The sequence below is a fragment of the Actinokineospora baliensis genome (genome assembly GCF_016907695.1).
GTDB classification, from domain to species: domain Bacteria; phylum Actinomycetota; class Actinomycetes; order Mycobacteriales; family Pseudonocardiaceae; genus Actinokineospora; species Actinokineospora baliensis.
This window is the reverse complement of sequence record NZ_JAFBCK010000001.1, coordinates 5,462,919-5,475,333: the sequence shown is the minus strand read 5'-3', so window position 1 is coordinate 5,475,333 and position 12,415 is coordinate 5,462,919. Positions and strand designations below refer to the sequence as shown.

General features: G+C 71.1%; 9 protein-coding genes. 5 read left to right on the top strand and 4 right to left on the bottom strand.

The annotated features are described in order from the left end of the window. Positions 1-9: 9 nt before the first annotated feature. Positions 10-1,164: an MFS transporter gene (locus JOD54_RS24780; protein ID WP_204453615.1), complete on the top strand. Its 1,155-nt coding sequence runs from the start codon at positions 10-12 to the stop codon at positions 1,162-1,164. A 37-nt stretch (positions 1,165-1,201) separates the two neighbouring features. Here the strand turns inward: JOD54_RS24780 and JOD54_RS24775 are convergent, their stop codons facing one another. After that, positions 1,202-1,429, bottom strand: a complete 228-nt coding sequence (locus JOD54_RS24775) for a hypothetical protein (protein WP_204453613.1) — start codon at positions 1,427-1,429, stop codon at positions 1,202-1,204. Positions 1,430-1,569: 140 nt separating this feature from the next. Between JOD54_RS24775 and JOD54_RS24770 the strand changes: the two genes are divergently transcribed. The 3 genes from JOD54_RS24770 to lanKC all read left to right on the top strand — a co-directional run bounded on the left by JOD54_RS24770 (position 1,570) and on the right by lanKC (position 6,823). After that, positions 1,570-3,240, top strand: coding sequence for a hypothetical protein (locus tag JOD54_RS24770; protein ID WP_204453611.1), 1,671 nt, complete (start codon positions 1,570-1,572; stop codon positions 3,238-3,240). A gap of 83 nt (positions 3,241-3,323) precedes the next feature. Further along, positions 3,324-3,869 (top strand): DUF6939 family protein, encoded by a 546-nt coding sequence (locus JOD54_RS24765; RefSeq protein WP_204453609.1) that lies wholly within the window; start codon positions 3,324-3,326, stop codon positions 3,867-3,869. Between the two features lie 365 nt (positions 3,870-4,234). Further along, positions 4,235-6,823 carry a class III lanthionine synthetase LanKC gene (gene lanKC, locus JOD54_RS24760; RefSeq protein WP_204453607.1) on the top strand — a complete coding sequence of 863 codons (2,589 nt, stop codon included), beginning with the start codon at positions 4,235-4,237 and terminating at the stop codon, positions 6,821-6,823. 230 nt (positions 6,824-7,053) lie between these two features. Here lanKC and JOD54_RS24755 read toward each other — a convergent pair whose 3' ends face one another. The 3 genes from JOD54_RS24755 to JOD54_RS24745 form a co-directional block, all read right to left on the bottom strand. Continuing rightward, on the bottom strand, positions 7,054-7,824 hold the full coding sequence (locus JOD54_RS24755) for an AfsR/SARP family transcriptional regulator (protein ID WP_204453605.1): 771 nt from the start codon (positions 7,822-7,824) through the stop codon (positions 7,054-7,056). Positions 7,825-7,833: 9 nt separating this feature from the next. Then, positions 7,834-9,483 carry a flavin monoamine oxidase family protein gene (locus tag JOD54_RS24750; protein WP_204453603.1) on the bottom strand — a complete coding sequence of 550 codons (1,650 nt, stop codon included), beginning with the start codon at positions 9,481-9,483 and terminating at the stop codon, positions 7,834-7,836. Positions 9,484-9,650: 167 nt separating this feature from the next. Beyond that, positions 9,651-10,445: a Crp/Fnr family transcriptional regulator gene (locus tag JOD54_RS24745; RefSeq protein ID WP_204453600.1), complete on the bottom strand. Its 795-nt coding sequence runs from the start codon at positions 10,443-10,445 to the stop codon at positions 9,651-9,653. A gap of 79 nt (positions 10,446-10,524) precedes the next feature. Between JOD54_RS24745 and JOD54_RS24740 the strand changes: the two genes are divergently transcribed. Then, on the top strand, positions 10,525-12,408 hold the full coding sequence (locus tag JOD54_RS24740) for a thiamine pyrophosphate-binding protein (RefSeq protein ID WP_204453598.1): 1,884 nt from the start codon (positions 10,525-10,527) through the stop codon (positions 12,406-12,408). The last annotated feature ends 7 nt before the right edge of the window (positions 12,409-12,415 follow it).

Sequence of the window (12,415 nt, the reverse complement as noted above, 5' to 3'; positions counted from 1 at the left end):
CCTGCGGTGGTGACTCGTCGCGATCAACGGGCGCGGATCGGGGTCTCGGTCGTCTTTGCGGTGTGCGGCGCCGCGTTCGCGACCTGGGCCGCGCGCGTGCCAGAGGTCCAAGGCCAGGCCGGGGTGGACACCGGGCAACTCGCCGTCGCGCTGTTCGGGCTGGCGGCGGGATCAGTCGTCGCCTTGGCCCTGTCGGGGTCGGTGATCGTCAAAGTGGGCAGCAGGACCGGGGCGTTGTCGGGTGCCGTGCTCCTCTGCGCCTGTCTGCCATTGGCCGCGTTCGCCGCGGGCCCTGCGTCACTGACCTGCGTTCTGTTCCTCCTCGGCGCCGGGAACAGTCTGCTCGACGTGTCGATGAACGCGCACGCCGCGCGGGTCGAAGCGGCGTACGGCCGAGCGGTGTTCGCCGGGTTCCACGCCTTCTGGAACGTGGGGGGCCTGGTCGGAGCCGGGGCCGCCGCTGCCTTGGCGGCGCTGCGGGTACCGGTGTCGCTGCACTTCGCCGTAGCGGGCGCGGTGCTGTGCGGTATCGGCGTCGTCGCGGTGACGACCGGCTTCTACACCGGCCCGGACCACGGCCAAGGAGGAGCCGCCCTGGTGCTGCCCGGCCGTGCCCTCGTCCCGCTCGGTGCGATCGCTTTCTGCGGCTTCCTGGCCGAGGGAACGGTCAACGACTGGAGCGCCGTCTACCTGACCGAGGTGACCGGTGCGCCGTCTGGGATCGCCTCGCTGGGCTACTTCGCGTTCTCGACAGCCATGATCGCCGTGCGGCTGGTCGCAGACCGGGTGGCCGGGGTCAGTGGAGCCGTCGTCCTGATGCGGGTCGCGGCCGTGGTCGCCGCCACCGGGTTCGGGGTGACGGTGCTCGCCGGGGAGCCGGTGCTGGGCATCATCGGGTTCGCGGTGGTCGGACTGGGGGTGTCGGCCATCGTCCCGCTCGCGTGGAGCACCGCGGCCAAGACCTGCCCGGAGTCACCCGGGCAGGCGATCTCGGCCGTCGCGGCTTGCGGGTACCTCGGGTTCCTCGTCGGACCGGTGTTCATCGGCGGGCTGGCGGGCGCGTTCGGCCTCAGCAGGGCGTTGCTGGCCGTCGTGCTGTTCTGCGCCGCCGTGTTCGCGCTCGCCCCCGCGGTGCGCGGCCATGACCGGGTGCGGTCGGAATGAGGGCGCCCTCTCCTGGGGGTGAGGGCGCCCTCGCCGATCAGCACTCGTTGAAGCTCTGGCCCTTCCACTTGCTGGAGTAGTACTTGTTCCCGTCGCCGTCCACGTACACGTAGACGGACGTGCCCTCCAGCACGTACGCGAAGGTGTAGGTCGCCACGACGACGTCGGTCGGGGTGCACTGCTTGGCGCTGGCGGTCCCGGCCGCGCCGACCATCACGCCGACGGTCAATGCCACGGCTGCCACGGCGCCTGCGAGCTTCTTCACCAGGGGATCCTTTCCTCGGGTCACTGCCGCTGACGCTAGGTGCGCGCGGGCGGCGCGGAGTCTCACCCGCGTCTCAACCCCGTCGGGGCGGCTGCCGCCTGGGGTAGAACCGTTACCAGGCAATTCGGAAGGGATTGGTCATGCTCACCAACGTCGCCACGCGCGACCGGGTCCACAGCGAGTCGCAGCACGCGGTCGTCGAGCGGGTCGTGTCCCTGCTCGACACCGACGGACCCCTGGTGGTGAACCTGACCGGACCGCTGGGGGTGGGCAAGTCGGCTGTCCTCGCCGCGGTCGCCGCCGAAGCCCCCGGGCGGGCCGACTACGCGGACGGCCGCGCGCCCTTCGGGCCGAGGGTGGTCGTCGTCAGCCGTGCGCCGCTGCCGTTGGGCGACGCCGTGGTGGTGCGCGTTCCCCGCTGGAGCGACGAGGAGATCGAGCGGTTGGCGGTGGCGCGCGGGGTGGACGAGCACGTCGACCTGGTCGTCCGGTTGGCTGGCGGGTTGCCCCTGGTCGCGCGCGGACTGTGCCAGGCGCTGCTGACGATCCCCGCCGACGTCACCGGCGCCCTCGCCGACCACGTCCTGCTCGATGTCCTGGACCGCCTCACGAACCGGCACCGGGACACCGCCGCCCTGGACCTCCTGGCGATCGTGGGCCGCGGCGACGAGGAACTGCTGGCCGACCTCTTCCCCGACGAGGGCAACGACCTGTTCACCGCCATCGGCGAGAACGACCTGGTGCAGGCCACCGACCGGGGACTCGCCGTGGCCGAACCGTTCCGCACCCTGCTCGACCTCCGCGCCCGGTGGCGCCGCCCGGTCGCGCGCCGAGCCGCCTTGACGATGGCCGCCACCCGCACCCGACAGCTGCTGGCCGCCGCCCGCGAGGAGGCCGACCGCGCTTCGCTCGCCGAGCACGGCCTGTTCCTCACCGACGACCCGATGATCCGCCGCACGCTGTTCCCCGGCGGCCACGACGTCGTCCGACCGCGTCCGGCGAAACCCGGTGACCACGACCGCATCGCCGCGCTGGTGCACCGCTGGGTCAAACGCCGGGGCCTGGACGCGCGCCACTGCGAGCGGCTGCTCAGCGGGTGGCTCGACCACAGCCCCGACGGCTTCCACCTGGTCTGCGACGGGGACCGGGCTGTCGGCATGGCCTATATCCCGCGCATCGACGCGAAGTCCGTGTCAGCCATCGAACCGCTCCTGCAGCAGCACACCGACGACCTGACCGACGACGGCGGGGTGTTCGTCGGCATGGCCGTGTGCGACGACGCCGTGCGCCATGCCGCCCTATTGCGCCACATCGTCGCCACCGGCGTGCGCGCCCGCCGGATCGTCGTGGCCACGCCGTGGCCCGAGTACCAGAACCTGGCCCGTGGCCTGGGTTTCCAGTACGTCGGCGACGCCCGCCACGACCCGTACTCGTGCGGTCGGGACTCGGAGATCTACCACCACGACCTGACGTCCGTCCCCGCCTGGCTCGACCGCCTCACCACCCCCACCGACCCCCGCCGCCACGTCAAACAAGCCCTAGAACACCTCCGCGACGACACTGCGCTCACCCGCAACCCCCTCGCCGACTCCGGCCCGATCGCCTTACGCACGCGAGTCATGGCCGCCCTCGACCGCCTCACCGCCTCCGAGGACCCCATATCGGCAGAAGCGGGCCGCGCCCTCCACGGCTACTACACCCAATCCCACCGAAACCACATCCGCGTCGCCACAGACCTACACCTGAGCCGAGCCACCTACTTCCGCCGCCTGGACCGCGGCCTGACCGAACTGACGGCCCTGCTCACCTAGAAGGAAGTGTCGTACCGGCGCTCTACGGTGAATGGACCACGACATCCTGCTCGTGCTGGAGAACACCGTAGCTGGAGAACACCGTGCCGATCACCGTCGCCACCAGGAGACTGTCCCCCCGCGCCATCGCCACCCGCTGGCCAGGCGCCGCGGTGGTGGACGTGACGTCGAAGGGCCCCGATCCCTGGGTCCGGTTCAGCCCGTTCTACCCGCACGGCGGAATCCCGGTTCCTAGGGTGCCCGACGTGACGGCCCAGTCGGTGGAAGGCGTCTGGCAAGCCCTGAAGGTGTTCGAGCACAACGATGTCGACCTCGCCAAGCTCGGGATCACCTCGATGCGAGGCATCAAGCGGACCACCCGCCGCTACGGCCCGGTCGTCGGCCACCGCGCGGGCCCGACCAGCGACACCATCCTCACCTACCTGGACGCCCGACGGCAGATCTACTTACCGACCTACACCTGGGTCCTCACCCATCGCGTGGCCAACCTGGTCACCGAACTCCGCCACCTCGCAGCCACCCAGGACATCGTCGTCCTCGACTACACCACCAACCCCGACGTCGAGGACCTGTCCACGCCCCTGTCCCACGCGGCACTGGTCGCGCGGCACGTCGAGGCGCTGGGGTAGCTGCGGGGCGGAGAAGCGTCAGAGGCCGCCGATGAGGACTGGGGCGACGTCGGAGATCCGGGAGAGGGTGGCGAAGGTGAGGGCGGTCAGGACAAGGGGGAGCCACTTGCGCATGGGTGCGGCCTTTCTCGACAGGGGTGGGCGGCTGGCTCGTTGATCTTACGACGACGAGCGGTGGGATACGGAAGTGTTGCCCTGCTTCGTGATCAGAGTTTGACGAGGAGGTACTTGGGGTCTGTGCCGCCGAAGTCCTCGTCGTCGAACGCGGTCTGCGCTCGATCTGCGGTCGGTCTGCGTGAGCTGCGTACGGTTCGCTTTGACGCAATCACCGACCGTGCTCGTCGACCGAGCGGAGGAGCGGCACAGTGTTCGCCGATGCGCAGTACACCTTCGCCGACCCGGACCTCTTCGGGCCGTTGGCCGACGCCGACCCGGGACGCCGGTTCGAGCCTGGGGTGCCGCCGGTCGGGTGGCGGCGTCGGGACCGTGACGTGTGGAGCTGCTGGGAGCCGCCGGGTGTCGTGTTGCCCGCGCAGGGGTGGAAGGTGCACGTCAGCGCGTCGCTGGCCAACGCCCAAGTCGTGTTGGACGTGGTGACCGCGGCGTGCGTGCGGTTGGCCGTGCCGTTCAAGCACCTGGCCGGTCGCGACCACTTCCTGCGGTCGCACGGGAAGCACGCCAACCGGGTCCAGAGCGGCAAGTTCTGCGCCGCCTACCCGGCCACGGCCGACGCCGCGCGTGAGCTGATGGTGGACCTGGAGCGGGACTTGGCAGGCGTCGCGGGACCGTACGTGCTCACCGACCGCCGGTTCGGCGAGTCGCGGTGTGTGTCCTATCGGTACGGTGCCTTTGTCGACCAGGGGCGGGTTGAGGCCGATGGCACCTGGACCCACACCACGCGCACGCCCGACGGGCTGGTGGTCCTCGACGAGCGGCGCCCGGAGTTCCGGCTGCCGCACGGGGTTGTCGATCCGTTCGCGCCAGCCGCGAGGGTAGCCGACGACGAGCCCGTCGCCTTCCGCGGCTACACGTTCGAGGCCGTGTTGCAGCACAGCAACGCGGGTGGGGCGTACCGGGCGCGCACCGGGGCGGGGCAGGCGGTGTTCATCAAGGAAGCCAGAGCCCACAACGGCTACCTCGGCGATGGGCGCGACGCCCAGGCCCGACTCGAGCACGAATACCTGGTGCTGCGGGCAGTGCACGCCGCCGCACCCGGGTTGTGCCCGCAGCCCCTTGACCACTTCACCCATTGGGAACACACCTACCTGGTCACCGAGCACATCCCGGGAAAGACGTTGCGGGCGTGGACCATCGAGCACGCGCCCGCCATCCGGGTCGCGCAGCCGAGGACCGCGTTCGCGGACTACTACCGGCGCGGCCGGGCCATCCTGGACCAGGTCGAGAACGCCATCACCAGGCTCCACGCACTGGGGTACGTCTTCGTCGACCTCCAGCCCGGCAACATCATGGTCGATGACGACGACAACGTCCGCCTGGTCGACTTCGAAGCGGCGCGCAGCCTCGCCGAGCCCTTCCACGTGATCGGCGACCCTGGTTACCTGCCACCACGGGCAACCGTCACAGGGCCCACCGACTACGACCGCCACGGGCTCGCCGCGATCGCTCAGCTGCTCGTCTTCCCGCTGCACCCGATCGCGCGGCGTTGCCCGGAGGTGCTCGACCACCTGCGGGCCGGGTTGACCGAGTTCGCCCCGGTGCCCGACCGGTTGTGGCGGGCCGTGACCAGGCACCACCCGCGCACGGCGGCCCGCGCGTTGCCCAGCCCCGCGGCGGTCGTCGCCGATCCCGAATCGCACCTGCGTTGGCTCCGCGAGCGCACCGCCGCGGCACTGGCCGCCGCGGCCGACCTCGACCGGCGCCGGTGGACCTACCCGCCCGCACCGGATGGGTTGCGCACCAACACGGTGTGCGTCGGGCACGGTACAGCTGGTGTGCTGCACGCACTTCGTGCTGTGGGTGAACCCGTCGACCCGCGGATCGTTGGCAGGGTAAGAGATCAGGCACTGGCCGAGAGCCTGCCGCCCGGTCTGTTCCTCGGCACCGCAGGCGTCGCGTGGGTGCTCGCCGACCTCGGAGAGGACGATGCGGCCGCTCGACTGCTCGCCGCGGCCAACGAGCACCCGCTCGTCCGGCGGTCCGGCACGCTCGGGGGTGGTGCGGCGGGTGTGGCCATGGCCGAACTCGCCGCGTACGGCCGCACCGCCGACCCGAACCACCTCGACCGGGCGAGCCAACTCCTCGAACGCGTCCCGGACGGCGAGCCACTGGTGGACTGGCTGGGCGCGGACGACGCCAGCGGCCTCGCCAACGGCCGCACCGGGATCGCGCTCGCGCTCTACTACCTGGCCCGTTTCACCGGTGATGGCGCGCACCTCGACCGCGGATTCCGCCTGCTGCGGGAGGAACTGGCGCACTCCAGGCCGTGGCCGACCGACGCGATCGGCTTCCACCCGTCCCGCGCCGACCACCGCAACCTGCCGTACCTCCACACCGGGAGCGCGGGGTACGCCCACGTGCTCGCCAGGTACCTCAGCCACCGACCGGAACCGGACCTGGCGCCAACCCTCGACGGTTGCCTGCGCGCCCTCACCGTCCGCTTCACCGCGACCGGCGGTCTCTTCCAGGGCCAAGCGGGCCTCGCCTTCGTCCTGGCCGACCTCGCCCACCTGCTGGACCGCCCAGAACTGGCCCTCGCGGCGACCGATTCCGGCCGCGCCCTGTTTCAGTACGCGACCCCCGGACCGACCGGGGTCAGCTGGTCGGGTGGGCTCGGGTCCCGCCTCAGCGCGGACCTGTGGACCGGGGCGGCGGGCGTCCTGCTCACCTTGCACCGGTTGCTGTCGAACCAGACCGACCTGCTGTTCACCCTGGACGCCGCTGTGTCGGCGTCCCCACCCCACGTGCGACACCGAACCGCGGTGTCGACGGCATAGGAGGAGATCGAGATGAACGAGGTGCTGAAGCTGCAGACCCAGGCCGAACCGGAGCGCGTGGACGACACCGGGAGCACCCTGAGCCTCGGTTGCAGCGACGGTGAGGGCAACGGCGAGTGATCGTCTTGCCCTAGCGGATCGCCACGGTGGTCCCGACCGGATTCCGGTCGGGACCACCGCCATGTCGGTCTCGCGGTGTGGGACCCGCACGCGGCTCGCCACCGTCGCGGTCAGGCGCTGACCTGTTCGAGGTTCAGCAGATCCAGGTACGCCGCCTGGGTTTCGGGGGAGGGCGCGATGCCGAGTTCGGTGGCCAGCAGGACGCGGAAGCGTTCGTAGGTCAGCAGCGCCTGGGCGCGGTTGCCGTTCTCCGCGAGGGTCGTGAGCAGGAGGCGGTGCGCTGATTCGTCGAACTGGTCGAGGTCGGCCAGTTCGACGGCCGCGGCGGTGGCTTCACCGATCCGGCCCGCGGCGATCTCCACCGCGCACAGAGCCCGCAGCCCCCGCGCGTGGATCGTGCGCAGCCCGGCCCGGTGGCGGGTCACCCACTCGCCGTCGGATTCCGGCAGCAGCGGCAGTCTGGTGACCCGGGTAGCGCGCGCCAGCAGCCGGGCCGCCTCGGTCACGGGCAGGTTCCCGGCGGACTCGACGTCGGTGGCCGCTCGTTCGATGTCCACCACAGTCTCGTCGGGCAGGTGCATCTGGTAGCAGCCGAAGGCGGCGCGGATGGTCGTGCGCGGGTCCAGCCCGGCCTCGGCCAAGGCGGTTCGCACCCGCGCGACGGCTGTGCGCAGCACCGACTCCCAGGAAGCCGGGCGGTCGTCTGGCCAGAGCACCTCGGCCAGTTCGTCGCGTCGGACCGGGCGCGGTCGTTCGAGGACGAGCACCGCCAGCACGGTCCGCGCCTGCAGCGACCGCAGCGCGGGGCTTCCCCCGGCGATCGGACGACCGGGTAGTTCGACGCGGACGTCACCGGTCAGCGAGATGTGCGGCGCGTTCATCGGGGCGGCCTACCAGCCGAGGTAGTAGTCGGCGGGCAGCCACTGCGGGCGGTCGAGCGCGAAGTACCGCTGCAACGCCACCTCCGTGGCGGTCAGCGCACCTTCGATCCACCCCTGCATACCGGAGTAGGCCTCCCCGACCACGTACACGTGCGCGTGGGGGCCCAGCGGCTGCTTGATCCGCGTCATCGCCCCCCGCACGTCCACGCCGGGTACCCAGAAGTGCCGGCCCCCGCCGTACGGGTCGCGCGTCCAGTCCGCGAAGGCACCGACCTCCGGGTCGGGGATCTCGTCCTCCCGCACGCCGTGCAGCCGCGCGAGTTGGGCCTTGGCGTGCCTGCACATGTCGGCCCCCGCGACCTGCAGGTGCGGTGGCGGGTACGGGACCTCCTCCGTCCACCCCACTCGCTCGGCGAGCCCGCGCATGGCCGCGTGCACCTCGTCGGGACCGCGTTCGCCGCGGGGGATGAGCCCCTGCCAGTACTGCACCGCCCTGGCGTCGTCGTAGGAGGCCATCAGGAGCCCGGCCGGGGTCGGCGACGACCCGCTGGGCGCGAAGTAGTAGGTCTGCCGGATCGGCAGGTCGGACACCGAGCGCCCCTGGGTGATGCCGAACCGCTCCCACCACCGTTGGGGGTACCAGAGGAAGAGCTTGAAGATCGGGACCGGCGCGACCGTCCGCACCAGTGCGCGCAGGGTGCTGTCGGCGACCAGGTCAAACGCCTTGCTGGGGGCGAGCAGTTCGAGCGCGCGCCGCGGCAGGCCTAGGACCAGTTCGTCGACCGCGCGTGTCCGCACACCGTGCGGCCCGACCAGGCGCAGGACTGGGCGGGAGTCCTGGCCGAGGTCGAAGGAGTCGAGCCGGGTGTCCAGCTCGATCTCGCCCCCGAGCTCGCGCACCCGCCTGGCGAGGGTGTCCGGGAGGGCCTGCATGCCCGCGCCGAGGGTGCGGTACGCCGAGCCGCCGCCGAAGTCGAGCAGGGTCTCCTGCATGACCTCGGCCGAGTTCCAGTTGGCGGCCATGCTGTAGTAGCCGAACGCGTCGCAGAGGTATTGGTGGGTCTCCGGGTCGCGGAGGTCGCTGATCAGGTTCCAGAACCCCACCTCCCACAGGCCGCGACCGCGCCAGGTCAGCCCGCTCTTCACCTCGTCCCACTCGCGGCGGTCGGTCGGCAGGTCCTTGCCGATCCGCTGCCGCAGCACCCGCCGGTTCGCCTCGGTCCCCAGCACCTCGAGGATCAGTTCGTCGAGCACGGCGCCCGCGGTCTTGCCGCGCACCGAGGCGGACACCTCGTACCGCTCGGTGGGGTCCGGCGTGGTCAACGGGGTTGCGCGCCCGCGCAGCAGCAACCGGAGGTTGTCCCCGTCGACGGGGAACGGCTCGATGTCGAGCAGGCCCAGCCGGGGCAGCAGGCCGACCAGCAGGCGTTGGGCGTCGAGGAACCGCATACCGCCGAGCTCGGCCCGGACCCCGCCGTCGCGGCCGAGCGGCAGCCAGGTCTGCAGGCGGCCGCCGACCCGGTCGGCCGACTCGTGGACCACCACCCGCGGTAGCGGTCCGCGCCGGGTGCGCGCGTCGGTCAGGATGCGCCAGGCGGCGTAGAGGCCGGACACCCCACCGCCGACGATCGCGATGTCACGCTTTTCCTGATCGCCCATCCTGGGTAATCCTTCTGGTATTGGTTCACTCAGCTGAGTGGTGGGAGAAACCTCGGTGCTGACATTGTGTGGTCGGGGTCTCGCGGATTCGCGGGAATGGTCCCGCGTGACCGCCGCGCGGCGCAGTCAGCTCGCTAACGCCGGGGGTGTTCGAAATCTGACAACCGCTACAGCCCGGCGCGGTGCCGCAGTCCCGGGAGGTCGTGCACCGTGACGGTGCGCCCGTGCAGCGACAGCAGCCCGCGGTTGACCAGGCCGCGCAGGATCTGGTTCACCATCGGCCGGGAACCGCCGACCATGTCGGAGAACGCCGCCTGCGTGATGCCCAACTCCACCGTCACCCCCGCCGGGGTGACCACGCCGCGGCTGGTGGCCAACTGGACCAGGTTCTTCGCGACCCGCCCCTGCAGGTCGAGGAACATCAGATCGCTATTGCGCTCCAGGGTCTGGCGCAACAGCAGGCCCACCACCCGCAGCAGCGACTCCAGCAGCGCCGGGTGGTCGCGCACCAGGGCGAGGAAGTCGGCCCGCCCCACCGTCAACACCCTGGTGGGCGCCAAGGTTTCCACCGACGCCGTGCGCACCCCGCCGTCGAGCAGCGCGACCTCGCCGAACACCGCGGGCGGTGCGCAGGTGTCCACCACCATCCGCCCCCCGGTGGCGGAGAACAGCGCGACCATCACCCGACCCTCCACGAGGACGTAGAGGTAGTCGCCGGGGTCGCCGCGGTGGAAGATGACCTGCCCCTTGGGGTAGCACCGGTGCCCGCACACCGCCGCCAGTTCCACGAGCGTCGACGGCTCGAGATCGGCGAACGCGGGCACCGCGGCCAACGCGCGCACCGTGGCCGCGCTCGGTGGACTGTCCGCCGTGGACCGCACGGCCGGGCCGGGCAGCCGGACTTCCCCCTTGTCGGTCAACCGGTCGTGGGTGTGCCCCCGCTGCTCGACCATTTTCTCCATCGATCTCTGCTACCGTCCGGATGGACCTGGTACATGGTGGCACCCCGGTGGCGAACACGCACGAGAATGGGCTGAGGTCATGACCGATGACGTTGTCGATTCACCATTGTCCACCGACATCGACGGGCTTTTCCTCCAGGAAATCGACGACCTCGCGCACTACGAGGAACTCCGCGACGTCACCCCCGCCGAGTTGGTGCTGAGGTACCTCAGGTTGGAGGGGGTCACCACGATCTTCGGTGTGCCCGGTGCCTCGCTGGTGCTCATCCTGGACAAGTTGCGCCGCGAGTCCGGGCCCCGCTACGTCATCGCGCGGCACGAGTCCGGGGCGGCGTACATGGCCGACGGCTACGCCAGGGTGGGTGAGCGCGAGCTCGGCGTGGTCCTGGTGACCTCCGGCCCCGGCGCCACGAACGCCCTCACCGGCGCGATGAACGCGCACAACAACGGGACCCCGCTGTTGACCCTGGCGGGCGAGGCACCGCGGGTGTACTTCGGGAAGGGGTTCCTGCAGGAGGGCGTCGACGGCGAACTCGACGTCCACGCCGTCTACCGGGCCGCCAACGGCTACAGCGTGCTCGTCGACGACGCCGGGAGTTTCCCCACCCTGTTCCAGCAGGCGCTGCGCGACGCGCGGTCGGTTCCCGGCGCCGCTGTGCACGTCAGCCTGCCGAGTGATGTGTCGGCGCAGGTGTTGCCCAGGGTCCAGTTCCCGACGTCGACCGGCCGCTACCGGGTCACCCCGAGCAACGACGACACGACCGGTGTCTCCTTCGCCCTGCACCGCCTGCTGCTGGCCGAACGGCCGCTCATCCTGCTGGGCAACGGGTGCAGGTACGCCCTGCGCGACCGGTCGGTGGCCACCCGGTTCCAGCGGTTCGTCGAGCGCTTCGAGATCCCGGTCATGACCACCCCGGCGGCCAAGGGCCTGTTCCCCGAGAGCCACTACCTCTCGTTGCGCAACTACGGCGTGTCGGGCTGCCCGTGGGCGTTCACCTACGTGACGCCGCAGAAGGGCCTGCCGGACTACGACGGGCTGCTGGTGCTCGGGTCGAAGCTCGGACAAGCGGCGACGTCGTCGACCCTGCTGCCCGCCAACACCTTCGACCGGCAGCTCGTCCCGGCGCGCGGCCCCTTCATCCAGGTCGACCTCGACCCCGCCGTGATCGGCCGCAGCTTCCCCATCACCCAGGGCATCGTGGCCGACATCGGCCGGACCATCGGCACCTTCTACGCCAAGGGCATGGTGGCCGAGGTGCCCGGGTCGGCCAAGGGCAGGCGGGAGTGGATCGCCCAGATCAAGCGGACGTTCTCGTCGACCCTCCCCCCGGCCGTGGCGACCGCGGGAACAGCCCCGGTCGACCGGGGGATCGCGCCAACGGACCTGATGTCGGCGATCAACGCCACCCTCCCCGCCGAGTCCCACGTGTTCGTCGACAGCGGCAACTGCGCCGGGTGGTCCTTGCACTACCTCACGATCGATCCGCCCGCCGAGATGCACAACTCCCCGGCGATGGCGCCGATGGGGTTCGCGGTCAGCGCCGTGGTCGGGGCGAAGTTGGCCCAGCCGCGCCAGACCTGCGTGGCCATCACCGGGGACGCGGCGTTCCTGATGCACGGCAGTGAGGTGTCGACGGCCGCGCACAACGAGGTGGCCGCGGTGTGGGTCGTGCTCAACGACGACAGCCACGTCATGGCCGATCAGGGGATGGCGAGGTTCGACCCCGGGCAGGACTGGACCGGGTACTACAGCATCGGCAAGCCCGACCTGGTGGCCTACGCGCGGTCGTTGGGCGCCGACGCGTGGTCCGTGTCGGCGCCCGAACACCTCGCCAAGACGCTGACGGAGGCGTTCACCGCCAAGGGGACGAAGCCGCGGGTCGTCGTGGTCGCCATCGATCCCAAGCCGGTGCCGCCCTACTACGAGTACCCGCTCACCCCGCTCGTGCCCCTGAAGCCCTGACGTGCCG

What these genes read in the sequence shown, in the direction of transcription:
- JOD54_RS24745 (WP_204453600.1), bottom strand. Translation starts at nt 10,445, where the DNA reads ATGGAGAAAATGGTCGAGCAGCGGGGGCACACCCACGACCGGTTGACC.
- JOD54_RS24770 (WP_204453611.1), top strand. Translation starts at nt 1,570, where the DNA reads ATGCTCACCAACGTCGCCACGCGCGACCGGGTCCACAGCGAGTCGCAG.
- JOD54_RS24750 (WP_204453603.1), bottom strand. Translation starts at nt 9,483, where the DNA reads ATGGGCGATCAGGAAAAGCGTGACATCGCGATCGTCGGCGGTGGGGTG.
- JOD54_RS24755 (WP_204453605.1), bottom strand. Translation starts at nt 7,824, where the DNA reads ATGAACGCGCCGCACATCTCGCTGACCGGTGACGTCCGCGTCGAACTA.
- JOD54_RS24740 (WP_204453598.1), top strand. Translation starts at nt 10,525, where the DNA reads ATGACCGATGACGTTGTCGATTCACCATTGTCCACCGACATCGACGGG.